Origin of the sequence: Streptomyces lancefieldiae (genome assembly GCF_031845825.1) — a bacterium.
Classification (GTDB): domain Bacteria; phylum Actinomycetota; class Actinomycetes; order Streptomycetales; family Streptomycetaceae; genus Streptomyces; species Streptomyces lancefieldiae.
The window spans coordinates 252718-275828 of record NZ_JAVRFH010000003.1 but is presented as its reverse complement, the minus strand read 5'-3'; the positions used below and the strand labels follow the sequence as shown (position 1 = coordinate 275828).

The window sequence follows — 23111 nt, the reverse complement described above, 5'->3', positions numbered from 1 at the left end:
GACGGCGGGAGTCCCGTCGTCGCCGCTCCACGGGCGGAGCCCGACGGTGCTGTGTCGGCTCAGCCGAAGATGGCCAGGCTCTTCGCCTTGCCCTTGTGCTCCTCCACGAGCGCCAGGAAGCGGCCCTCCGGGTCGAAGACGGCGACGGCACCGGCTCCCGTGTACAGGTCGGGCATCTCCAGGCGTACGCCGTTGGTGAGGAGCCGGGCCCGCCTGGCGTCCACGTCCCAGCGCGGGAAGGCGGCGGTGGCCGCGTCCGCGATCGGCATGACGGCCAGCTCCTGCTGGTGCTGGTCCAGCGTCCGGGCGGCGTCGAGCTTGTAGGGCCCGACGCGGGTGCGGCGCAGCGCGGTGAGATGGCCGCCGACGCCGAGGTCGGCGCCCAGGTCCCGGGCCAGGGCGCGGATGTAGGTGCCGGAGGAGCAGACCACCGACACCACCAGGTCCAGCACCGGGGTGCCGTCCTCGGCGACGGCGTCCCGGACGTCGTACACCGCGAAGGAGGAGACGGTGACGGGACGGGCGGGGATGTCGAACTCCTCGCCCTCGCGCGCCCGCTTGTAGGAGCGCACGCCGTTGATCTTGATGGCGCTCACCTTGGACGGTACCTGCATGATGTCGCCGGTCAGCTTGGCGACGGCGGCGTCGATGGCTTCCCGGGTGACCTTCGAGGCGTCCACCGACCCCGTGATCTCGCCCTCGGCATCGTCGGTCGGCGTCGTCTGCCCAAGCCTGATGGTGCCCAGGTACTCCTTCTCCGTGAGGGCGAGGTGCCCGAGGAGCTTGGTCGCCCGCTCCACGCCGAGGACCAGGACGCCCGTCGCCATCGGGTCGAGCGTGCCCGCGTGCCCGACGCGCCGCGTCCGGGCGATGCCCCGCATCTTGGCGACGACGTCGTGCGAAGTGAAGCCCGACGGCTTGTCGACGATGACAAGGCCGTCGGGCGTGGGGTGCTTGGCGGTCATTTAGCGGTTTCGTCCGTCTCGTCGGCCTGGGGAGCCTCGGCGGCCTCGGCGGCCTCGACGGCCTCGTCTTCGTGCTCGCCCGGCTTCCGGTACGGGTCCGCCTCACCGGCGTACGCGGCACCCGCGGACACCTCGCGCACCTTCGCGTCGGACTGACGCGCCTTGTCGAGGAGGTCCTCGATGTTCCGGGCGGTGTCCGGAAGGGCGTCCATGACGAAGGTCAGGGTCGGCGTGAACTTCACGCCGGCCGCCTTGCCGACCTCGGAGCGCAGGATGCCCTTGGCGCTCTCCAGGCCCGCGGAGGCGGCCTTGCGCTCCTCGTCGTCCCCGTACACCGTGTAGAAGACGGTCGCCTCCCGCAGGTCACCCGTGACCCGGGTGTCCGTGATGGTGACGTGCGAGCCGAGCCGCGGGTCCTTGATCCCGCGCTGCAGCTTCTGGGCCACCACCTCTCGGATGAGGTCCGCCAGCCTTTTCGCCCGCGCGTTGTCGGCCACTGGTCCGTCTCCCGTTCTTTCCTGTCTCTGTTCTTGGGCTGGGAAGTCAGTCGTCCTCGCCGTGGAAGCGCCGTCTGACGGACAGCAGTTCCACCTCGGGACGGGCGGCGACCAGCCGTTCGCACCGGTCGAGTACGTCGGTCAGGTGCCCCGCGTCCGCGGAGACCATGGCGAGGCCGATGCCGGCTCGCCGGTGGAGGTCCATGTTCTCCACCTCGGCCGCGCTCACGGAGTACTTCCGTTGGAGTTCGGCGACGATCGGGCGGACGACGGAGCGCTTCTCCTTCAGCGACCGTACGTCGCCGAGGAGGAGGTCGAAGGACAGCGTCCCCACGTACATGTGTGTATCCGGATGACCCGCCGGCACGGGATCGATGGCCCTGCCATCGGTGTGGGCAGGGACATCAAGAACGGTACCCCGATCCTGCCGAAGGCTCGACGGGGTTTCCGTCGTCGGCCGCGAGGGCCGCAGACAGCGGCCGGCCGGCCGACGGGACGGGTCCCGTCGGCCGGCCGGAGCCGTGGTGTGTCACACCCGCGGCTTCTCGCGCATCTCGTACGTCGCGATGACGTCGTCGACCTTGATGTCGTTGAAGTTTCCGAGGTTGATACCGCCCTCGAAGCCTTCGCGGATCTCGGTGACGTCGTCCTTGAAGCGACGCAGACCCTCGATGTTGAGGTTCTCCGCGATGACCTTGCCATCGCGCAGGAGGCGCGCCTTGGTGTTGCGCTTGACCTCGCCGGAGCGGATGAGCACACCCGCGATGTTGCCCAGCTTGGACGAGCGGAAGACCTCGCGGATCTCCGCCGTACCGAGCTCGACCTCTTCGTACTCCGGCTTGAGCATGCCCTTGAGGGCCGCCTCGATCTCCTCGATCGCCTGGTAGATGACCGAGTAGTACCGGACGTCCACACCCTCGCGTTCGGCCATCTGCGCGGCACGCCCGGCGGCGCGCACGTTGAAGCCGATCACGATGGCGTCGGAGCCCATCGCCAGGTCGATGTCGGACTCCGTGACCGCACCGACGCCGCGGTGCAGGACGCGGATGTCGACCTCTTCGCCGACGTCCAGCTGGAGCAGGGAGGACTCCAGCGCCTCGACCGATCCGGACGCGTCGCCCTTGATGATCAGGTTGAGCTGCTGGACCTCGCCGGCCTTCAGCACCTTGTCCAGGTCCTCCAGCGACACGCGGCGCGTGCGCTTGGCGAACGCGGCGTTCCGCTCGCGGGCGGCGCGCTTCTCCGCGATCTGGCGGGCCGTACGGTCCTCCTCGACCACGATGAAGTTGTCACCGGCACCCGGGACGTTGGTCAGGCCCAGGACCTGGACCGGCGTCGACGGACCGGCCTCGGCGACGTTGTTGCCGTTGTCGTCGAGCATGGCGCGGACGCGGCCGTAGGCGTCGCCCACCACCATCGTGTCGCCGACCCGCAGGGTGCCTCGCTGGACGAGGACCGTCGCCACGGCACCGCGGCCGCGGTCGAGACGGGACTCGATCGAGATGCCCTGCGCGTCCTGGTTCGGGTTGGCCCGCAGGTCGAGCGAGGCGTCGGCCGTGAGGACCACGGCCTCCAGCAGCGAGTCGATGTGCAGACCCTGCTTGGCGGAGATGTCGACGAACATGGTGTCGCCGCCGTACTCCTCGGCCACCAGGCCGTACTCGGTCAGCTGACCGCGCACCTTGGTCGGGTCGGCGCCCTCGACGTCGATCTTGTTGACCGCGACCACGATCGGCACGTCGGCCGCCTTGGCGTGGTTGAGCGCCTCGACCGTCTGCGGCATGACGCCGTCGTTGGCCGCGACGACCAGGATCGCGATGTCGGTCGACCGGGCACCACGGGCACGCATGGCGGTGAACGCCTCGTGACCCGGGGTGTCGATGAAGGTGATCTTGCGCTCTTCGTCGTTGACCTCGGTCGCGACCTGGTAGGCACCGATGTGCTGGGTGATGCCGCCGGCCTCGCCCGCGATGACGTTCGTCTTGCGGATGGCGTCGAGCAGTCGCGTCTTTCCGTGGTCGACGTGACCCATGACGGTGACCACCGGCGGACGGACGACCAGGTCCTCCTCGGAGCCCTCGTCCTCGCCGAACTCCAGGTCGAAGGACTCGAGCAGCTCGCGGTCCTCCTCCTCCGGGCTGACGATCTGAACCGTGTAGTTCATCTCGCCGGCGAGGAGCTGGAGCGTCTCGTCGGAGACGGACTGGGTCGCGGTGACCATCTCGCCGAGGTTCATCATGACCGCGACGAGCGACGCCGGGTTGGCGTTGATCTTCTCCGCGAAGTCGGTGAGCGACGCACCGCGCGACAGGCGAATGGTCTCGCCGTTGCCGCGAGGCAGCATCACGCCGCCGACCGACGGGGCCTGCATGGCCTCGTACTCCTGGCGCCTCTGCCGCTTCGACTTGCGACCGCGACGCGCGGGACCGCCGGGACGACCGAAGGCGCCCTGCGTGCCACCACGGCCACCGGGACCACCGGGACGACCGCCGAAGCCGGGACGGCCACCGCCGCCACCGAAGCCGCCGCCGCCACCACCGGGACGACCGGCGAAGCCGCCGCCGCCACCGGGACGACCGCCGCCACCGGGACCGGCGGGACGACCGGCGAAGCCGCCGCCACCGGGACGACCGCCGCCGGGACGACCGGCACCGGCCGGACCGCGACCGCCGGGGCCACCGCCGGGACGGGGACCGGCAGCGGGACGCTGCGGCATCATGCCGGGGTTGGGACGCGGACCGCCGGGACGGGGACCGCCCTGGCCGCCCTGCGGACGCGGCATCGAGCCCGGGGTCGGACGGTTGCCGCCCGGAGCCTGGGGACGGGGACCGCCGCCCTGGCCGCCGGGAGCCTGCGGACGGGGACCGGCGCCGGGGGCACCAGGACCACCGGCCGGTCGGGGACCGCCCTGCGGACGGGGCGCCTGCGGGCGCGCCATGCCGGCGTTGCCGCCGGAGGTGAAGGGGTTGTTACCCGGACGCGGGCCGCCGGGGCGGCCTCCGGGACGCTGCGCCGGGGCGCCGGGGCGCTGGCCACCGGGACGGCCCTGGCCGCCCTGCTGACCGCGGTCCTGACCCGGACCGGCCGGACGACCGCCGGGCTTGGGAGCACCGGGACGCGCACCGGGCTTCGGGCCGGCCGGAGCCGGAGCCGAGGCGGCCGGAGCCGCCGGCGGAGCGGTGAACTCCGGCGCGGCCGGGGCCGGACGCGGCGCGGGCGCGGGCTTCGGACCCGGCGTCGGACGCGGACCCTGGGACGGAGCCGGCGCGGGGGCCGACGGAGCCTCGGGCTGCTGGGCAGCCGGGGGCTTGGGCGCGGCCGGCGGCCGCGGGGCGGCCGGACGTGCCGCCGGCGCCGGGGACGGCGCGGCGGGCCTGGGGCCGGCCTTCTTCGGGGCCGCCGGACGACCGGCGGACCGGCCGTTGCCGCTGCCCTGCTGGAAGGCGTCTGTCAGCTTGCGTACTACGGGCGCTTCGATGGTCGAAGACGCCGAACGGACGAACTCACCGAGTTCCTGGAGCTTGGCCATGACGACCTTGCTCTCGACACCGAACTCCTTGGCGAGTTCGTAGACCCGGACCTTAGCCACTTCGCTCCTCTGAGGTCCGGGTTGCGTCCGGACCGTCGCTAGTTCATGGGCGTACTCATCGCGTACTCATCGAGTGCTCATCGCAATCTCGACCTGCTTTCGACTCGCGAGGTACCAGGCCGCACGGGGTTCTCCGCACGGCATGTCTTCCTTACCACGTTGCTTACATGCTGCTTTCAGCAACCTTGTGCCTGCTCGACGTAGTGGCGCAACGCCTTTACGTCGAGCGGACCCGGGACGCGGAGCGCCCGCGGGAACGCCTTGCGGCGCACTGCCTGGTCGACACAGACCGACGCGGGGTGCACATAGGCACCCCGGCCGGGCAGCGTACCGCGTGGATCGGGGACGCACGCATCCTCGTCCACCACAGTGCGCAGCAGCTCGCTCTTGACCGCTCGCTTCCGGCACCCCACGCAGGTGCGCTCAGGGCATACTCCGTCACGTGTCCGGCCAGACACTCCTAAGTCTACCTCCCCGGACCGACCTCACCCCTGTGGGGCAAGAATCGAACGCTTGCCGCACGCAAAGCTGTCGTGATCTCAGCGCCGTGCGGCTTGGATCTATTCCCCGTGCCGGGTCTCGGCCCCCCGTGCCGCCCTACTCCGACGGCCGCTCGGACGGCTGCTCCGTGTCCGGCCGGATGTCGATCCGCCAGCCGGTCAGCCGGGCCGCGAGCCGGGCGTTCTGCCCCTCCTTGCCGATCGCCAGCGAGAGCTGGTAATCGGGCACGATCACCCGTGCGGAGCGGGCCGCCAGGTCCACGATCTCCACCTTGGAGACGCGGGCCGGGGAGAGCGCGTTCGCCACCATCTCGGCCGGGTCGTCCGACCAGTCGACGATGTCGATCTTCTCGCCGTTCAGCTCGCCCATCACATTGCGCACCCGGCCGCCCATGGGGCCGATGCAGGCGCCCTTGGCGTTCAGGCCCGAGCGGGTGGAGCGCACCGCGATCTTCGTGCGGTGGCCGGCCTCGCGGGCGATCGCGGAGATCTCGACGGACCCGTCGGCGATCTCCGGCACCTCGAGGGCGAACAGCTTCTTCACCAGGTTGGGGTGCGTGCGCGAGAGCGTCACGGACGGACCGCGGACGCCCTTGGCCACGCGGACCACGTACGAACGCAGTCGCATGCCGTGCGGGTAGGTCTCGCCCGGCACCTGCTCCTGCACCGGCAGGATGGCCTCGAGCTTGCCGATGTCGACCAGCACGTTCTTCGGGTCGCGGCCCTGCTGGACCACGCCGGTGACGATGTCGCCCTCACGGCCGGCGTACTCGCCCAGTGTCGCGTCGTCCTCGGCGTCGCGCAGCCGCTGCAGGATGACCTGCTTGGCGGTGGTGGCGGCGATACGGCCGAAGTCGGACGGGGTGTCGTCGAACTCGCGGGCCGCCTGGCCCTCTTCGAGGTCGTCGGGGTCCTCCTTCGCCCACACGGTCACATGCCCGGTCTCCCGGTTGAGCTCCACGCGCGCGTGTCGGCGGCTTCCCTCGGTGCGGTGGTAGGCGATGAGGAGGGCCGACTCGATCGCTTCGACCAGCAGGTCGAAGGAGATCTCCTTCTCCCGCACCAAGCCCCGCAGGGCGCTCATGTCGATGTCCACGGCTACGCCTCCTCCTCTTCCGTTGTGTTCTTGTTGTTCTGGTCGTTCTTGGTGTTCTTGTCGCTGTCGTCCTTGCGGTTGAACTCGACCTGGACGCGTGCCCTGTCGATGTCACCGAAGGCGAGTCTGCGGGTGGTGGCCTTGCGGCCCTTGACTCCGGGCACCTCGAGGTCGAGTCCGTCGTCGTCCACGTCGAGGATGCGGGCCAGGAGTTCGCCGCCCTCGTGGAGTTGGAACCGCACCAGGCGGTCCGTGGCGCGCACGTAGTGGCGGTGCTCGGTGAGGAAGCGCTCCGCGCCCGGGGTGCCGACCTCGAGGGTGTACTCCCCCTCGCCCATCGCGTCGCTCTCGTCGAGCTTCGCCGAGAGCGCGCGGCTCACATCGGCGATCCGGTCCAGGTCCGCCCCGGTGTCGGAGTCGACGACGACGCGCAGCACACGCTTGCGGCCGACCGAGTCCACCGCGATCTCTTCGAGGTCCAGGCCCTGGGAGGCGACGAGCGGCTCCAGCAGCTCTCGCAGCCTCTCGCTGTGGGTGGTGCTCATCCGGGTGACTCCTCGGCCGCGTGTGCTGTTGTGGGATGGGTCGCGTGTCTGGTCAAAGGGTATCCGGTCGCGGGGGGTGATGCCGTCCACCCGGGCTCGGCGGTGCCGATGAGTGGTGCCCGGCCGGGGCCCGGGTACCGTGATCACGGGCAGGCCGCACCGCGGGGTCCCGCCGCTCGCCCGTCGCTTTGCCGTCGCTTCCGTACGAGCCTGTCGAGGACGTCTGCCGTGTCGTTTTCCTCATCGCTGCGCCTGCCCCCGGGCCCGCGCAGAAGGAGCCTGCTCGCGTCGGCCGCCGGGGCCGCGCTGCTCGTCGGCTGTTCCGGCGGCTCGGACTCCGGCGGCTCGGGCGGCAGCCCGTCGGTCGCCGACCGGGCACGCGCGCGTGCGGCCCGGGACAGCGAGGGACTGGCCGCGCGCTACGCGACGGTGATCGCCGCGCATCCGGGACTGGCGGCGCGGCTCACGCCGTTGCGCGCGGAGGCCGTTCGGCACGCGGAGGCGTTCGGCGCCGCGGGGACGGCCGCCCCGAAGGCGTCGCCCTCGGTCTCCGCGCGGGCCGCCGGGCCCGGGGACGCCGCCGGTGCCGTACCGGAGTCCGAGAAGGACGCCCTGGCCCAGCTCGCCGCCGCCGAGCGGGAGCTGGCCGACCGGCGGGCCGGGGCGCTGCTGGAGGTGCCCGGCGAGCTGGCGCGGCTGCTGGCCTCGGTGGCGGCGGCCGGGGCGGCGCACGTGTTTCTGCTGACGGAGGGTGACGGGTGAGCGAGGCGGAGGACCGGGAGCTGGACGCCTTCCAGGCGGCGCTGGCGGCGGAGCACGCGGCCGTGTACGGCTACGGGGTCGTCGGAGCACGGGTCGGCGAGGAGCGGCGCGCTGAGGCACGGGCGGCGTACGACGCCCACCGGGCGCGGCGGGACGCGCTGGCGCGCCAGGTGCGCGACCTCGGCGGCAAGCCGGTCGCCGCGTCGGCCGGTTACACACTGCCCTTCCCGGTGCCGGACTCGGCCGCGGCGGTGCGGCTGGCGGCCGAGTTGGAGGACCGGGTGGCCGGGGTCTACTCCGACCTGGTGCGGGCTGCCGAGGGCGCCCGGCGGGCCGCGGCGGCCGGGTCGCTGCGGGAGGCGGCGGTGCGGGCGGTGCGCTGGCGGGGCGGGAGCGTAGCCTTCCCTGGGCTCGCCGAGCGGGCCGGCAGCCCTCCGGCGTCGGAACCGGCACCGGACTCCGCCTCGGGCCCGGCTTCTGCTTCGGCGGCACCGACCGCGTGACACGTACGGCTGCCCGTACGGGAAGGGAACGGCTCGCGCATGGCTTTCGAACCGCCGCGGCGTCTGGTCAGGGCGCTCGGTGAGACGGCACCGGACGGTGACGACTGGTTGGAGAAGCTGCCCGAAGCGGCGGAGCGGGCCGTGGCGTTGCACGAGTTGACCGTGGAACGGGTGCAGGTGCCCGGTGGGCGCAGCAGTCTGGTGGTCCTGGTGCGGAGGGCCGACGGGACGCCCGCGGTGCTGAAGCTGGCCCCGCGCCGGGCGCGTCCGCGGAGCGAGCGGGCCGCGCTCGCCCACTGGGGCGGACTGGGTGCCGTGCAACTGCTCGACGAGGACACCCTGGAGGGCGTACTGCTGCTGGAGCGGCTGCATCCGGACGTGTCGGTGCGGTCGCTGCCGGAGTCGAAGGCGTTGCTGGAGGCGGCGGGCACGCTGCGGCGGCTGTGGGTGGAGCCGCCCGCCGGGCATCCCTTCGAGACCGTCGCCGAGCGGACCGGGCGGCAGGCCGAGGCCATGCGGGCGGGCGCGGTGACCGACCCCGAGGTGGCGCCGCTGGTCGACGCGGCGCTCGCCGCCCGCGAGGCACTGCTGGCCGCGCCGTCCGAACAGCGGCTCCTGCACGGCACGTTCCGCCAGAGCAAGGTGCTCGCCGGGGACCGGATGCCGTGGCTGGCGGTGGGGCCCGACCCGGTGGTCGGTGAGAGCGCCTTCGACCTCGCGCGGCTGGTGCGGGACCGGGTGGAGGACCTCATCGCCCAGCCGTCGGGCGCGTCGACGACCCGGCGTCGCGTCAAGCGGCTCGCGGAGTCGCTGGAGGTCGACCAGGAGCGGCTGCGCGGCTGGACCCTGTTCCGCGCCGTCGAATCGGGGGTGCGGGCCCGCCGGGTGGGCCGGGAGCGGGACGCGGAGCTGCTGCTGGAGTTCGCGGGCTGGCTGTAGGACACGCCGGCGCCCGCCGGCTGTGACGCTGTGACATCGGGGCAGCCGCTGGTGGGGCACGCCGCCGACGCCGTTCGCGTCGCGGGTGGCGCCGGCCACCCCTTTGTCCCGCCGTCGTCCCCTGCCGGGTCGGCCGGGCCACCACCCACGGCCCCGCGCCACCCGGCAACACGCCGCGCAGGGGGCGCCCGTCGGACGTGGGCGCCCCCTGCGGTGTGGCAGCGTGTCAGGCCGTGAGGCGGCTGATGGCCTCCTCGACCGTCACTTCCTCGCGCTCGCCGGTGCGGCGGTCCTTCAGTTCGACCACGCCTTCGGCGGAGCGGCGCCCGGCGACCAGGATCTGGGGTACGCCGATCAGTTCGGCGTCCGTGAACTTCACGCCCGGGGAGACCCCGGCCCGGTCGTCGACCAGGACGCGGACGCCGGCGGCGGCCAGCTTGTCGGAGACCTCGAGGGCCAGCTCGGTCTGGAGGGCCTTGCCGGCGGCGACGACGTGGACGTCGGCCGGGGCGACCTCCTTGGACCAGACGAGGCCCTTGTCGTCGGCGTGCTGCTCGGCGAGGGCGGCGACCGCGCGGGAGACGCCGATGCCGTAGGAGCCCATGGTGACGCGGGCCGGCTTGCCGTTCTGGCCGAGGACGTCGAGCTTGAGGGCATCGGTGTACTTGCGGCCGAGCTGGAAGATGTGGCCGATCTCGATGGCGCGGTCCAGCTTGAGGCCGGTGCCGCACTTCGGGCAGGGGTCGCCCTCCCGGACCACGACGACGTCGACGTACTCCTCGACCTCGAAGTCACGGCCCGCCACGACGTTCTTGGCGTGCGTGTGCTCCTTGTTGGCGCCCGTGATCCACGCCGTGCCCGGCGCCACGCGCGGGTCGGCGATGTACTTGACCTTGTCGCCCAGGCCCTGCGGACCGACATAGCCGCGGACCAGGTCGGGACGGCCCACGAAGTCCTCGGCGGTGACCAGCTCGACGGCGGCCGGGGCGAAGTGCGCCTCGACCTTGTCCATGTCGACCTCGCGGTCCCCGGGCACGCCCACGGCGACGATCTCGCCGTCGACCTTGACGAGCAGGTTCTTCAGGGTCGCGGAGGCGGGGACGCCGAGGGAGGCGGCCAGGGACTCGATGGTGGGGGTGTCGGGGGTCGGGATGTCCTCGGCGGCGGGCACGCCGGCCGCGTCCACCGGCTGGAGCGCGTAGGTGATCGCCTCGGTGTTGGCGGCGAAGTCGCAGTTCGGGCAGTCCGCGAAGGTGTCCTCGCCGGCCTCGGCCGGGGCGAGGAACTCCTCGGACTTGGAGCCGCCCATCGCGCCGGCGGTGGCCGCGCAGATGCGGTAGTCGAGGCCGAGGCGCTCGAAGATGCGCTGGTAGGCGGCGCGGTGCAGGGCGTAGGACTCGGCGAGGCCCTCGTCGGCGACGTCGAAGGAGTAGGAGTCCTTCATGAGGAACTCGCGGCCGCGCAGGATACCGGCCCGGGGGCGGGCCTCGTCGCGGTACTTGTTCTGGATCTGGTACAGGATGACCGGCAGGTCCTTGTAGGAGGACGCCTGGTCCTTCACCAGCAGGGTGAAGATCTCCTCGTGGGTGGGGCCGAGGAGGTAGTCGCCGCCCTTGCGGTCCTGGAGGCGGAACAGCTCGGGGCCGTACTCCTCCCAGCGGCCGGTCGCCTCGTACGGCTCGCGCGGCAGCAGGGCGGGGAGCTGGACCTCCTGGGCGCCGATGGCGTCCATCTCCTCGCGGACGATGCGCTCGATGTTGCCGAGGACCTTCTTGCCGAGCGGCAGCCAGCTCCAGAGGCCGGCGGCGGTGCGGCGCACGTAGCCGGCGCGGACCAGCAGCTTGTGGCTGAGGACCTCGGCGTCCGCCGGGTCGTCGCGCAGCGTCTTCGCCATCAACTTCGACATGCGCTGGACCGGTGCGTTGGCCATGGTTCTCGTATCTCCTGCTGACGGGGGTCCCCCCGCCCGGGCGAAGCCGAGAGTGGGGGAGGGTAATGGCAGGAGGTTAGCCGGGTGGTCCATCCCGGCGGAAATCGGTTATGGCCCGGCGGGGCCCTGCCCGGTGCTCCCGTGAGAGGGCCGCCGCAGCGGGAGGGTGGCGCCCATCACGGCGTACGGCTTCGGGGCGCTGGGGAAGAGGACCCGGCGGGCGAGATCGTGGTAGCCGAGGGAGCGGTACAGGCCGCGGGCGGGGCTCTCGGTGTCGATGGCGGAGAGGATCGAGCGGGGTTCGGCGGCGCTGTCGGTGATCGTGGTGATCAGGCTGCGGCCCGCTCCCCGGTTCTGGTGGGCCGGGTGGACGTGGAGTTCGGTGATGACGAAGGAGTCGTCGAGCCAGGCGTCGTTGCCCTGGGCGCGGAGGTAGGGCTCGACCACGGTGGACCACCAGTGGGTGCGGTCGTTGGGCATGCCGTAGACGAAGCCGACGAGGTCCCCTCCGGGAGTGGTGGCGCCGAGGGCGCGGGCACCGGGGTGGGTCATGTGGCGCAGGACGATCTGGCGGCGGACGGCCACCTCGTCGGGGCCGAGGCCGAAGGCGGCGGCTTGGACGGCAAGGGCCTCGTCGACGTGGGCTGGCAGGTCCAAGGGGCCGATGACGAGGTCCATGCCGGGGAGCCTACAGGGGGGATGCCGGCGTGTGCCGAGGGCCGTTTCCGGGTGGCCGGTCGCGCAGCCCCTGAGGTCCGTTGCTCCACCGGCGATCACGGAATGGGACGCGGTCGAGGTCAGAACAGGACGCTCATGAAGGCGCCGACCTCTTGGAAGCCCACCCGCAGGTACGTCCTTCTCGCCGCCGTGTTGAAGTCGTTCACGTACAGGCTCGCCACCGGGGCGATGTCGGCCAGGGCGTAGCGCAGGACCGCCGCCATTCCCGGTGCCGCGAGGCCCCTGCCCCGGTACTCGGGGGCCACCCAGACGCCCTGGATCTGGCAGGCGCGGTCGGTGGCGGCCCCGATCTCGGCCTTGAAGACGACCTTGCCGTCGGTGTCGAAGCGGGCGAAGGAGCGGCCGGCGCCGACGAGTTCGGCGACCCGGGCCTGGTAGAGCAGGCCGCCGTCGCCTGCCAGTGGGGATACGCCGACCTCCTCGGTGAACATCGCCACGCAGGCCGGCATGATCCGCTCCATCTCGTCCTTGCGGACGCGGCGGACGTAGGGGTCCGGGGCTATGCCGGTGGGCATGCGGCCGGTGACCATGAGGGGCTGCCTGGTGCGGACCTCGCGGGCCGGGCCCCAGCCCGGTTCGAGGAGCCGCCAGAGCTGGGCGGTGGACTCGGCGGGGCCCACGATCGAGGAGCAGCGGCGGCCGGCCCGCCGGGCGCGGTCGGCGAAGGCGCGGACGGCCCGCGGGGTGGCGCAGATGGGGACGAGGTTGGCGCCCGCGTAGCACAGGGACGTCAGCATGCCGTGCTCGTACCAGCCCCACATCTCGCCGCCGAGCCGCCACGGGTCGAGGCCGGCGACCTGGACCCTGGCGGTGACGAAGGCGTTGGCGACCGGCTCGCGGTCGAGGACGGCGAGCGCGGCGTCCAGGTCGCTCGGTTCGAGCACGCGGGAGGTGGTCTGCGTCAACACGTGCGGGGGCCTCACCCTGAGATCTGCTGATCTCCGCACTGTACCTGCCGAAAATGTGCCGCGCCGCCCCCCCTGGGGCGGCGCGATGGCCGGGCCGGCGGTCAGCCCGCGACGGCGACCGACGGCTCGCCGGAGGGGACCCCGTCCTTCTCCATCTGCTCGGCGAGCTTCATGGCCTCTTCGATGAGCGTCTCCACGATCTTCGACTCGGGAACGGTCTTGATGACCTCGCCCTTGACGAAGATCTGGCCCTTGCCGTTGCCGGAGGCTACGCCGAGGTCGGCCTCGCGGGCCTCGCCGGGACCGTTGACGACGCAGCCCATGACGGCGACGCGCAGCGGGACGTCCATGCCCTCCAGGCCGGCGGTGACCTCCTCGGCCAGCTTGTAGACGTCGACCTGGGCGCGGCCGCAGGAGGGGCAGGAGACGATCTCCAGGCCGCGCTGGCGCAGGTTCAGCGACTCCAGGATCTGGATGCCGACCTTGACCTCCTCGACCGGCGGGGCCGACAGGGAGACGCGGATGGTGTCACCGATGCCCTGGGACAGCAGCGCGCCGAAGGCGACGGCCGACTTGATGGTGCCCTGGAACGCGGGGCCGGCCTCGGTGACACCGAGGTGCAGCGGGTAGTCGCACTGGGCGGCGAGCTGTCGGTAGGCCTCGACCATCACGACCGGGTCGTTGTGCTTGACGGAGATCTTGATGTCCCGGAAGTCGTGCTCCTCGAAGAGGGACGCCTCCCACAGGGCGGACTCGGCCAGTGCCTCGGGGGTCGCCCTGCCGTACTTCTGGAGCAGGCGCCGGTCCAGCGAGCCCGCGTTCACGCCGATGCGGATCGGGGTGCCGTGGTCCTTCGCCGCCTTGGCGATCTCCCTGACCTTGTCGTCGAACTGCTTGATGTTGCCGGGGTTCACGCGGACCGCGGCGCAGCCGGCCTCGATCGCGGCGAAGACGTACTTCGGCTGGAAGTGGATGTCGGCGATCACCGGGATCTGCGACTTCTTCGCGATCACCGCGAGGGCATCGGCGTCGTCCTGGGTGGGGCAGGCCACCCGCACGATCTGGCAGCCGGAAGCCGTCAGCTCCGCGATCTGCTGGAGCGTCGCGCCGATGTCGGACGTACGGGTCGTGGTCATGGACTGCACCGACACGGGCGCGTCACCGCCCACCGCCACCGACCCGACCTGGATCTTCCGGCTCTTGCGGCGTTCGGCGAGCGTGGTCGGAACGGACGGCATGCCGAGAGAAATCGCAGTCATCTGCTGTGCAACCCCAAGTCGTGGTTCAAGTCCGGCCCCGTTACAGCGGCGGGCTCCGGCCTTCGAGATTACGGTACGCGCGTGAACGCCCGGCACCCCGCGTCCGGGAGATGCATCCTTTGGCGTCCATCTGGGGGGTGCGGGGCGTGAAGCCCGCCCCGGAGGGACATGCTCTCCGGATCGGGCTTCTCATCGGATGAACGCGGGCGCCGGTGCCGTCAGCTGATCCGTACCGGATTGACGACGTCCGCCACCAGGACGAGCAGCGTGAAGCAGACGAAGACGCCCGCCACCACATACGCCACCGGCATCAGCTTCGCCACGTCGAACGGGCCCGGGTCCGGGCGGCGCAGCACCTTGGCCGTGCCCCGGCGCAGCGACTCCCACAGCGCGCCCGCGATGTGGCCGCCGTCGAGCGGCAGCAGCGGGAGCATGTTGAAGAGGAACAGGGAGAGGTTGAAGCCGGCCACCAGCATGACGAACATCGCCAGCTGCTGGGTGGGCGGGATGTCCAGGGTGGTGATCTCGCCGCCGACGCGGGCGGCGCCGACGACGCCCATCGGGGAGTCGGCCTCGCGCGGTCCGTCACCGAAGGCCGCGTCCCACAGGGCGGGGATCTTGCTGGGCAGTGCGGCGAGGGAGTCGACGGCGTCGCCGATCCGGTCGCCCATCCAGGTCACGGACTGGCCGAAGTCCTGCTTCACCACGCCGGTGGCGGCGCTGAAGCCGAGGAAGCCCGCCGTGACGTACTCGCCCTCGACGATCTGTCCGTGGGAGTCCTTCTTCGCGACCTGGTTGGTGGCGATCGTCGCGTGCAGTGTGACCTGCTCGCCCTTGCGGTCGACGACGACCGGGACGTCCTCGCCGGGGTTGGCGCGGATCAGGTCGGACAGCTTGTCCCAGTCGTCGGTGCGCACCCCGTCGAAGGAGACGATCTTGTCGCCCGCCTTGAGGCCGGCCGCCGCGGCGGGGGAGGCCGGGTCGGACTTGGCGCAGTCGTCGCGGTTCTCGCTCTGCGAGATGACGCACTGGGAGACGGAGCTGACGGTGGTGGTCTGCTGCGAGATGCCGAAGCCCATCAGGACGGTGAGGAACAGCACCACCGCGAGGACGAGGTTCATGAACGGGCCCGCGAACATCACGATGACCCGTTTCCACGGCTTGCGCGTGTAGAACAGGCGCTTCTCGTCACCCGGCTGCAGTTCCTCGAAGGCCGCCGAGCGGGCGTCCTCGATCATGCCGCGCCAGGGCGAGGTGGAGCGGGCCTCCAGCCGGCCGTCGGCGCCGGGCGGGAACATGCCGATCATGCGGATGTAGCCGCCGAACGGGATGGCCTTGATCCCGTACTCGGTCTCGCCCTTCTTCCGCGAGAAGATCGTCGGCCCGAAGCCGACCATGTACTGGGGCACGCGGATGCCGAAGAGCTTGGCCGTGGACAGATGGCCCAGCTCGTGCCAGGCGATGGAGAACAGCAGGCCGACCGCGAAGAGGACTATGCCGAGGATGAACATCAGGGTCGTCATGCACGGGCCTCCGCCGTCTGTGCCGCCAGTTCCCGGGCCCGGGCGCGGGCCCAGGTCTCCGCTTCGAGGACGTCCGCGACGGTGAGCGAGGTTCCCGTACGGGGGGTGCCGTGTTCCTCGACCACCCGCGTGACGGTTTCCATGATCCCGAGATACGGCAGCGCGCCGGAGCGGAACGCCTCGACGCACTCCTCGTTGGCGGCATTGAACACCGCCGGGGCCGTGCCCGCGAGCTCCCCGACGTGGCGGGCCAGGTTCACCGAGGGGAAGGCCTCGTTGTCGAGCGGGAAGAACTCCCAGGTCGAGGCCCTGCTCCAGTCGAAGGCGGGGGCGGCGTCGGGGACGCGTTCGGGCCAGCCGAGGCCGACGGCGATGGGCCCACCCATGTCGGGGGGCGTGGCGTGGGCCAGGGTCGATCCGTCCGTGAACTCGACCATCGAGTGGACGTACGACTGCGGGTGCACGACGACCTCGATGCGGTCGAAGGGAATGTCGTAGAGCAGGTGCGCCTCGATCACCTCCAGGCCCTTGTTGACGAGGGTGGCGGAGTTGATCGTGATCACCGGGCCCATGGCCCAGGTGGGGTGGGCGAGGGCGTCCTCGACGGTGACGCTCGCCAGCTGCTCCTTGGTCCGGCCACGGAAGGGGCCGCCGGAGGCGGTGACGACCAGTTTGCGCACGTCGGCACGGGTGCCTGCGGCGAGCGCCTGGAAGAGGGCGGCGTGCTCGGAGTCGACCGGGATGATCTGTCCGGGCTTGGCGAGGGCCTTGACCAGCGGACCGCCGACGATGAGCGATTCCTTGTTGGCGAGCGCGAGGGTGCGGCCCGCCTCCAGGGCGGCCAGGGTCGGGGCGAGCCCGATGGAGCCGGTGATGCCGTTGAGGACGGTGTGGCAGTCGGAGGCGGCGAGCTGCGTGGCCGCCTCCGGTCCGGCGAGGATCTCGGGGAGCGGCTCCCCGGTACCGTACTGACCGGCGAGCGCCTCGCGCAGCGCCGGTACGACATCCTCGCGGGCGACGGCGACAGTCCGCGCCTTCAGCCGGTACGCCTGCTCGGCGAGGAGGGCGACCCGGCCGCCGTTGGCGGACAGGCCGGTCACCCGGAAGCGGTCGGGGTTGCGCAGCACGAGGTCGATGGCCTGGGTCCCGATCGACCCGGTGGACCCGAGGATCACCACGTCCTTGGGGCCGTCGCCCGCCACCGGGTCGTAAACGAGGTGCGGGTCGGCGAGGGGGGCTGGACTGTCGCTCATCCCCCCATTGTGGCCGCAACGGCCCTCCAGGGGGACAGCGCGTCCCTCGCCGGGGAGTCAGGGGCCCTGACCTGGGTGGAACGCCGGGGCCAGCGGGGGCGAGCCCCGACCGCCGCGGCTCGCCGGCCGGGCGGGGCTCCGCCCTCTTGGACGGTACGGGCCGGGCGGTCCGGTGTGACGGGCCGCCCGACGGGCCGGCCGAGCGGAACCGGCGTCCGCCGGGGCGGGCGGGCGGAAGGGTGTGCCGGGGGTTCGGGTTCACCTGATGGGGCGGTGCACGTTCTCGCGCTGTGAGGGGCCCGGGGTCGCGTCCGCGATCCACGGGCCGTTGCCGGACGGGTCGACGACGCCATGTTCCAGCCACTCGTACGCGCCGCCCAGTACGCCCTTGACGACCTTGCGGTCGACGTCGTCGGTGTTGGTCCACAGGCGGCCGAAGAGCTCCTCGACGCGGAGGCGGGCCTGGCGGCAGAAGGCGTCGGCGAGCTGGTAGGCCTCGCGGCCGTGGTCGCCCTTGGTGCGCAGATGCTCGGCGCGGACGCAGGCGGCGCTCATCGCGAACAGCTCCGCGCCGATGTCGACGACGCGGCCGAGGAAGCCCTGCTTGGTCTCCATCCGGCCCTGCCAGCGGGACATGGCGTAGAAGGTGGAGCGGGCGAGCTTGCGGGCGGTGCGTTCGACGTAGCGCAGGTGCCCGGACAGGTCGGGGTGGCCGGACGGGTGGAACTCGGCGTAGGAGCGCGGGAGTTGCCCCGGTCCCGCGACGAGCTTCGGCAGCCACTTGGCGTAGAAGACGCCCGCCTGCGCGCCCGCCCGCGCCTTGTCGGACAGGGTCTTGTCGGGGTCGATCAGGTCGCCGGCGACCGAGAGGTGGGCGTCGACGGCCTCGCGCGCGATGAGCAGGTGCATGATCTCCGTGGAGCCCTCGAAGATCCGGTTGATGCGCAGGTCGCGCAGGATCTGCTCGGCGGGCACCGCGCGCTCGCCGCGGGCCTCCAGCGACGCCGCCGTCTCGAAGCCCCGGCCGCCGCGGATCTGGACCAGGTGGTCGGCCATCAGGCAGGCCATCTCGGAGCCGTAGAGCTTGGCGAGGGCGGCCTCGATGCGGATGTCGTTGCGGTCCTCGTCGGCCATCTGGGAGGACAGGTCCAGTACGGCCTCCAGCGCGAAGGTCGTCGCCGCGATGAACGCGATCTTCGAGCCGACCGCCTCGTGCAGTGCGACCGGCTTGCCCCACTGCTCGCGCACCGCCGACCACTCGCGGGCGATCTTCAGACACCACTTGCCGGCGCCGACGCACATCGCGGGGAGTGAGAGGCGGCCGGTGTTCAGGGTGGTCAGGGCGATCTTCAGGCCGGCCCCCTCGGGGCCGATGCGGTTCGCCGCCGGGACGCGCACCCGGTGGAAGCGGGTGACGCCGTTCTCCAGGCCGCGCAGGCCCATGAAGGCGTTGCGGTTCTCGACCGTGACGCCCTCCGAGGCGGCCTCCACGACGAAGGCGGTGATGCCGCCCTTGTGGCCCTCCGACTTCGGCACCCTCGCCATGACGACGAGCAGGTCGGCGACGACGCCGTTGGTCGTCCACAGCTTCACCCCGTCGAGGACGTAGTCGTCCCCGTCCGGGACGGCGGCCGTCGCCAGGCGCGCCGGGTCGGAGCCGACGTCCGGTTCGGTCAGCAGGAACGCGGAGATGTCGGTGCGGGCGCAGCGCGGCAGGAACGTGTCCTTCTGCTCCTGGGTGCCGAACATCTTGAGCGGCTGCGGCACACCGATCGACTGGTGGGCGGAGAGCAGCGCGCCGATCGCGGGATTCGCGGATCCGACCAGGGCGAGGGCCTTGTTGTAGTAGACCTGGGTGAGGCCGAGACCGCCGTACTTGGTGTCGATCTTCATGCCGAAGGCGCCGAGCTCCTTCAGCCCGGTGATCACCTCGTCCGGGATCCGTGCGTCGCGCTCGATCACGGCCCCGTCGATCTTCGTCTCGCAGAAGTCGCGCAGCTTGGCGAGGAACTCCTCGCCGCGCCGGCCGTCCTCGTCGGCGGGGACCGGGTGGGGGTGGATGAGGTCGAGGCGGAAGCGGCCGAGGAACAGCTCCTTGGCGAAGCTGGGCTTGCGCCAGTCCTGTTCCCGGGCCGCCTCCGCGACCTGGCGGGCCTCACGTTCGGTGACGGTGGGTCGGGAGGAGGAAGAGGAGGGGGTGGTTGGTGCGGACATGAGGCTCACCTCGCCGCGAATAGGGGTTCGGGGGCTCCCGGAAAGATCGACATGTGCGAACTTACGGGCGTACGTTACTAGTCGGCGCTACCCGATCGTATGTACCCGATTCGCCACCGTCCCACCACCCTTCGTGCGGCCGTTCGGCCGATCGGCGGCGCGGCGGGAGCGGGCGTCGGGAGCGGCGCCCGGTCGGCGATCAGAAAGCTGTCGAAGCGCTTCGACAACCTATGGACACCCACCCTCGCTGGGGCTACTGTCGAACCACCCTCACCCGCCTTTGTCCACCCCGCGCGCTGTCGAAGCGCTTCACAAAGCTTGGAGAGCTGGATGGTCACCCTCGCCGAGGTCGCCCAGCACGCCGGAGTATCGGCGAGCACGGTGAGCTATGTCCTCAGCGGCAAGCGGTCCATCTCCACCACCACCCGCCAGCGGGTCGAGGAGAGTATCCGAGAGCTCGGCTACCACCCGAACGCGGGTGCCCGGGCCCTGGCCAGCAACAGGTCGAACATCATCGCGCTGATGATCCCGCTGCGCACGGACATGTACGTGCCGGTGATGATGGAGATCGCCATCGCGGTCGCGACCAGCGCGCGCACCCACGGGTACGACATCCTGCTGCTCACCGGCGAGGAGGGCCCCGACGCGGTGCGCCGCGTCACCGGCAGCGGGCTCGCGGACGCGATGATCCTGATGGACGTCGAACTCGACGACGAGCGCCTGCCGCTGCTGCGCGGGACCGACCAGCCGTCCGTGCTGATCGGCCTGCCCGCCGACACCACCGGTCTGACCTGCGTCGACCTCGACTTCAGAGCGACCGGCGCGCTCTGTGTGGAACACCTGGCGAACCTGGGGCACCGCGACATCGCCGTCATCGGCGAGGCGCCGGCGGTCTACGAACGGCACACCGGGTTCGCCGAGCGCACCCTGGACGGGCTGCGCACCCGCGCGCGGGAGCTGGAGCTGCGGCTGCTGCACCGCCCCTGCGAGGGCGGGTACGACGCGATGGCCGCGACCCTCGCCCGCGTCTTCGACGAACGCCCGGGCACCACGGGGTTCGTCGTCCAGAACGAGTCGGCGGTCGAGCCGCTGCTCGCCCTGCTGCGCCAGCAGGGCCGGGCCGTGCCCGAGGACGTGTCGGTGGTCGCGGTCTGCCCCGAGCAGGTCGCCACCCAGGCCTCGGTGCGGCTCACGTCGGTCGCCGTGCCCGCACAGGAGATGGGCCGGCATGCCGTGGAGCAGCTCGTCGCCAAGCTCGACGGTCGCGGGAGCGACGAGGTCGTGCTGCTCGCGCCGGAGCTGACGGTCCGCGCGAGTTCGGGACCCGCGCCCGTCCGGTCGTAGACCGCCGTTCCCGCAGTCCCGCCCTTTCCCCCGGTCGCGCCCTTCCCCACTCCCGCCGGCCCGCCTCGGCCCGCCGGAACTCCTCGTCCCGCTGACTTCCTCGTCCGCTGACTTCCTCGTCCGCTCGGCCTCCTCGTCCCGTCGGCCCCGCTGATACCGCCGGCCCACCACTACCGCTAGTGCCGCAACAGGCAACGTTCGCCCCGTCGCGACGCCCGGCACGCACTCTCGCCGCACCGGCCGAAAGCCCGAGTACGTCCAGTACGAGGGCTTCCGGCCGGCACGCCGAGAGCACGCACCGGACGCCGCTCCTTACCGGGCAAACGTTGCCTGCCGCGGCACTAGTTCCCCCTGGCCCCCTCGTCCCTCCGGACCTGCCAGTCCCGCCAGTCCCGCAGACCCCTTCATCACCGCTCGGCCCGTGCCAGGGCACCGCCATGTCCGCACTCCCCCAGGAGCCTGCCTCATGAACCAGCCTGCCGAGACACAGCCCAAGGTCAGCCTCGCCCAGTCCTCCCCCACCGTCGGCACGTTCCGCGAACGGGACGGCGCGCTGGAGTGGAGCGGCCGTCAGGAGACCGTCCGGATCGAGCCGTGGGGGCCGGACGCGGTCCGGGTCTGGGCCCGGCTCGGCGGCCCGATAGTGGAAGGGCTGCCCGGTGCCCTGCTGCACCGGGCCCCGGCGACCGAGAGCACCGTCAAGATCGAGGACGGGCACGGCTCCCTGACCGTCGGGGCGCTGACCGTGCAGGTCGACCCCGAGGGGCAGGTGCGCTTCGTACGGTCCGCCGACGGCGGCGAACTGCTCGCCGAGGAACGCGGCCACTTCTGGTGGCCCGGCCCGCGCCTGTACACGGCGGTCGGCAACGGCTACCACCGGCTGGAGCAGCGGTTCGCCGCCTACGACGACGAGAAGCTCTACGGCCTCGGCCAGCACCAGCACGGCCGCCTCGACCAGAAGGGCCTGGTCGTGGACCTGGTCCAGCGCAACGCCGAGGTCTCCATCCCGGTCCTCACCTCCAGCCGCGGCTACACGCTGCTGTGGAACAACCCGGCGATCGGCCGCGTGGAGCTGGCCCACAACGGCACCCGCTGGGTCGCCGACTCGGCCCGCCAGATCGACTACTGGATCACCGCGGGCGCCCCGGCCGACGCGCAGCGCCGCTACAGCGCCGTGACCGGCCGTACGCCGATGCTGCCGGCCTGGGCGGCGGGCTTCTGGCAGTGCAAGCTGCGCTACCGCACGCAGGACGAACTCCTCGCCGTGGCCCGCGAGTACAAGCGCCGGGGCCTGCCGATCGACGCGATCGTCTGCGACTTCTTCCACTGGACGCACCTGGGCGAGTGGAAGTTCGACCCGAAGGAGTGGCCGGACCCGGCGGCGATGGTCCGCGAGCTGGACGAGCTGGGCATCAAACTGGTGGTCAGCGTCTGGCCGTCGGTGTCCCCGCTGAGCGAGAACCACCCGGTGATGGAGCAGCGCGGCCACTTCATCGGCACGCAGTACGGCCCGATGGCGCACGCGGACTGGCCGGACAAGGAGGTGGCGTCGACGGTCCAGGTGGCCTTCTACGACGCCACCAACCCCGAGGCCCGCGCGTTCGTGTGGTCCAGGGTCAAGGAGAACTACCTCGACCCGTACGGCATCACCGCCTTCTGGCTCGACGCCTGCGAGCCGGAGCTCAAGCCCGGCTTCCCCGAGAACCTGCGCTACTGGGCGGGGCCGGGCCTGGAGGTCGGCAACCTGTACCCGGCCGAGAACTCCCGCGCCTTCGACGAGGGGCTGCGCGCCGCCGGCGTGGACGAGGTGATCACCCTCAACCGCTCGGCGTGGGCGGGCAGTCAGCGCCACGGCGCCGCGCTGTGGTCCGGGGACATCGGCACCGACTTCGCGACCCTGCGCCGGCAGATCGCGGCGGGTCTGAACACCGCCCTGTCGGGCATCCCCTGGTGGAACACGGACATCGGCGGCTTCCACGGCGGCGACCCGGACGACCCGGCGTACCGCGAGGTGATGATCCGCTGGTTCCAGTTCGGCGCGCTGTCCCCGCTGATGCGTCTGCACGGCTTCCGCGACCCGGGCATGCCGCTGGGACCGGACATGACCGGCGGTCCGAACGAGGTGTGGTCGTACGGCGAGGAGGCGTATCCGATCCTGGAGAGCTACCTGCGTCTGCGCGAGCGGCTGAAGCCGTACGTCCTGGACGTCATGCGCGAGGCGCACGAGGAGGGGCTGCCGGTGATGCGGCCGCTGTTCCTGGAGTTCCCCGACGACCCGGCGGCCTGGCCGGTGGACGACGCCTACCTCTTCGGGCGGGATCTGCTGGTCGCGCCGGTCCTGACGGCGGGCGCCACGGTCCGCACGGTCCACCTCCCGGCGGGCGCGCGCTGGACGGACGCGTGGACGGGTGAGACGTACGAGGGCGGGGCGGCCGTGACGGTGGACGCGCCGCTGGAACGGATCCCGCTGTTCCTGCGGGACGGCGCCCGGTTGCCGGTCGTACCGGACGAGGGGTGAGCGGAGGGGCCGGTCCCGGGCGGGACCG

At 71.9% G+C, this 23111-nt stretch carries 19 protein-coding genes; 5 read left to right on the top strand and 14 right to left on the bottom strand.

Annotated features, from left to right (window positions below; genetic code table 11):
* Positions 1 to 59 precede the first annotated feature (59 nt).
* From truB to rimP, 7 genes are all read right to left on the bottom strand, one after another.
* Entirely contained in the window at positions 60 to 965 is a 906-nt protein-coding gene (gene truB / locus RM812_RS04960) for a tRNA pseudouridine(55) synthase TruB (protein ID WP_311571147.1), read from the bottom strand.
* A complete protein-coding gene (gene rbfA, locus RM812_RS04955; RefSeq protein ID WP_311571146.1) occupies positions 962 to 1462 on the bottom strand; it encodes a 30S ribosome-binding factor RbfA in 501 nt (166 codons plus the stop codon). Before rbfA ends, truB begins: the two co-directional genes overlap by 4 nt.
* Before the next feature lie 46 nt (positions 1463 to 1508).
* Entirely contained in the window at positions 1509 to 1802 is a 294-nt protein-coding gene (locus RM812_RS04950) for a DUF503 domain-containing protein (protein WP_311571145.1), read from the bottom strand.
* Positions 1803 to 1991: 189 nt separating this feature from the next.
* Positions 1992 to 5051 (bottom strand): translation initiation factor IF-2, encoded by a 3060-nt coding sequence (gene infB / locus RM812_RS04945; RefSeq protein WP_311571144.1) that lies wholly within the window; start codon positions 5049 to 5051, stop codon positions 1992 to 1994.
* Between the two features lie 176 nt (positions 5052 to 5227).
* Positions 5228 to 5509 (bottom strand): YlxR family protein, encoded by a 282-nt coding sequence (locus tag RM812_RS04940; RefSeq protein WP_311571143.1) that lies wholly within the window; start codon positions 5507 to 5509, stop codon positions 5228 to 5230.
* A 139-nt stretch (positions 5510 to 5648) separates the two neighbouring features.
* Positions 5649 to 6647 carry a transcription termination factor NusA gene (gene nusA, locus RM812_RS04935; RefSeq protein ID WP_311571142.1) on the bottom strand — a complete coding sequence of 333 codons (999 nt, stop codon included), beginning with the start codon at positions 6645 to 6647 and terminating at the stop codon, positions 5649 to 5651.
* A 2-nt stretch (positions 6648 to 6649) separates the two neighbouring features.
* Complete coding sequence (gene rimP / locus RM812_RS04930) at positions 6650 to 7192, bottom strand: ribosome maturation factor RimP (protein WP_311571141.1); 543 nt, start codon at positions 7190 to 7192, stop codon at positions 6650 to 6652.
* Between the two features lie 228 nt (positions 7193 to 7420).
* Here rimP and RM812_RS04925 point away from each other — a divergent pair, with 228 nt between their 5' ends.
* Genes RM812_RS04925 through RM812_RS04915 form a run of 3 tightly spaced genes read left to right on the top strand, consistent with a single transcriptional unit; the run spans position 7421 to position 9396 of the window.
* On the top strand, positions 7421 to 7954 hold the full coding sequence (locus tag RM812_RS04925; protein ID WP_311571140.1) for a hypothetical protein: 534 nt from the start codon (positions 7421 to 7423) through the stop codon (positions 7952 to 7954).
* Complete coding sequence (locus RM812_RS04920; protein ID WP_311571139.1) at positions 7951 to 8457, top strand: ferritin-like domain-containing protein; 507 nt, start codon at positions 7951 to 7953, stop codon at positions 8455 to 8457. The genes RM812_RS04925 and RM812_RS04920 overlap by 4 nt, the downstream gene beginning before the upstream one ends.
* Before the next feature lie 39 nt (positions 8458 to 8496).
* A complete protein-coding gene (locus tag RM812_RS04915; RefSeq protein WP_311571138.1) occupies positions 8497 to 9396 on the top strand; it encodes an aminoglycoside phosphotransferase family protein in 900 nt (299 codons plus the stop codon).
* Between the two features lie 226 nt (positions 9397 to 9622).
* Here RM812_RS04915 and RM812_RS04910 read toward each other — a convergent pair whose 3' ends face one another.
* The 7 genes from RM812_RS04910 to RM812_RS04880 form a co-directional block, all read right to left on the bottom strand.
* Positions 9623 to 11326: a proline--tRNA ligase gene (locus tag RM812_RS04910; RefSeq protein ID WP_311571137.1), complete on the bottom strand. Its 1704-nt coding sequence runs from the start codon at positions 11324 to 11326 to the stop codon at positions 9623 to 9625.
* A gap of 108 nt (positions 11327 to 11434) precedes the next feature.
* On the bottom strand, positions 11435 to 12004 hold the full coding sequence (locus tag RM812_RS04905) for a GNAT family N-acetyltransferase (RefSeq protein ID WP_311571136.1): 570 nt from the start codon (positions 12002 to 12004) through the stop codon (positions 11435 to 11437).
* 119 nt (positions 12005 to 12123) lie between these two features.
* Positions 12124 to 12972 (bottom strand): GNAT family N-acetyltransferase, encoded by an 849-nt coding sequence (locus tag RM812_RS04900; protein WP_311571135.1) that lies wholly within the window; start codon positions 12970 to 12972, stop codon positions 12124 to 12126.
* A gap of 101 nt (positions 12973 to 13073) precedes the next feature.
* Complete coding sequence (ispG, locus tag RM812_RS04895; RefSeq protein WP_311571134.1) at positions 13074 to 14231, bottom strand: flavodoxin-dependent (E)-4-hydroxy-3-methylbut-2-enyl-diphosphate synthase; 1158 nt, start codon at positions 14229 to 14231, stop codon at positions 13074 to 13076.
* 218 nt (positions 14232 to 14449) lie between these two features.
* Positions 14450 to 15742: a M50 family metallopeptidase gene (locus tag RM812_RS04890; RefSeq protein WP_311571173.1), complete on the bottom strand. Its 1293-nt coding sequence runs from the start codon at positions 15740 to 15742 to the stop codon at positions 14450 to 14452.
* 8 nt (positions 15743 to 15750) lie between these two features.
* Positions 15751 to 17007, bottom strand: a complete 1257-nt coding sequence (gene dxr / locus RM812_RS04885; protein WP_311571133.1) for a 1-deoxy-D-xylulose-5-phosphate reductoisomerase — start codon at positions 17005 to 17007, stop codon at positions 15751 to 15753.
* Between the two features lie 258 nt (positions 17008 to 17265).
* Positions 17266 to 19221, bottom strand: coding sequence for an acyl-CoA dehydrogenase family protein (locus tag RM812_RS04880; protein WP_311571132.1), 1956 nt, complete (start codon positions 19219 to 19221; stop codon positions 17266 to 17268).
* Positions 19222 to 19551: 330 nt separating this feature from the next.
* Between RM812_RS04880 and RM812_RS04875 the strand changes: the two genes are divergently transcribed.
* Both RM812_RS04875 and RM812_RS04870 read left to right on the top strand, forming a co-directional pair.
* Positions 19552 to 20565 carry a LacI family DNA-binding transcriptional regulator gene (locus RM812_RS04875; protein WP_311571131.1) on the top strand — a complete coding sequence of 338 codons (1014 nt, stop codon included), beginning with the start codon at positions 19552 to 19554 and terminating at the stop codon, positions 20563 to 20565.
* A 466-nt stretch (positions 20566 to 21031) separates the two neighbouring features.
* A complete protein-coding gene (locus RM812_RS04870) occupies positions 21032 to 23083 on the top strand; it encodes a glycoside hydrolase family 31 protein (protein ID WP_311571130.1) in 2052 nt (683 codons plus the stop codon).
* The last annotated feature ends 28 nt before the right edge of the window (positions 23084 to 23111 follow it).

Bases quoted from the DNA above. Each gene is read 5' to 3' on its own strand.
- truB (WP_311571147.1), bottom strand. From the start codon at position 965: ATGACCGCCAAGCACCCCACGCCCGACGGCCTTGTCATCGTCGACAAG.
- RM812_RS04950 (WP_311571145.1), bottom strand. From the start codon at position 1,802: ATGTACGTGGGGACGCTGTCCTTCGACCTCCTCCTCGGCGACGTACGG.
- rimP (WP_311571141.1), bottom strand. From the start codon at position 7,192: ATGAGCACCACCCACAGCGAGAGGCTGCGAGAGCTGCTGGAGCCGCTC.
- RM812_RS04915 (WP_311571138.1), top strand. From the start codon at position 8,497: ATGGCTTTCGAACCGCCGCGGCGTCTGGTCAGGGCGCTCGGTGAGACG.
- RM812_RS04910 (WP_311571137.1), bottom strand. From the start codon at position 11,326: ATGGCCAACGCACCGGTCCAGCGCATGTCGAAGTTGATGGCGAAGACG.
- RM812_RS04905 (WP_311571136.1), bottom strand. From the start codon at position 12,004: ATGGACCTCGTCATCGGCCCCTTGGACCTGCCAGCCCACGTCGACGAG.
- ispG (WP_311571134.1), bottom strand. From the start codon at position 14,231: ATGACTGCGATTTCTCTCGGCATGCCGTCCGTTCCGACCACGCTCGCC.
- RM812_RS04890 (WP_311571173.1), bottom strand. From the start codon at position 15,742: ATGTTCATCCTCGGCATAGTCCTCTTCGCGGTCGGCCTGCTGTTCTCC.
- dxr (WP_311571133.1), bottom strand. From the start codon at position 17,007: ATGAGCGACAGTCCAGCCCCCCTCGCCGACCCGCACCTCGTTTACGAC.
- RM812_RS04880 (WP_311571132.1), bottom strand. From the start codon at position 19,221: ATGTCCGCACCAACCACCCCCTCCTCTTCCTCCTCCCGACCCACCGTC.
- RM812_RS04875 (WP_311571131.1), top strand. From the start codon at position 19,552: ATGGTCACCCTCGCCGAGGTCGCCCAGCACGCCGGAGTATCGGCGAGC.
- RM812_RS04870 (WP_311571130.1), top strand. From the start codon at position 21,032: ATGAACCAGCCTGCCGAGACACAGCCCAAGGTCAGCCTCGCCCAGTCC.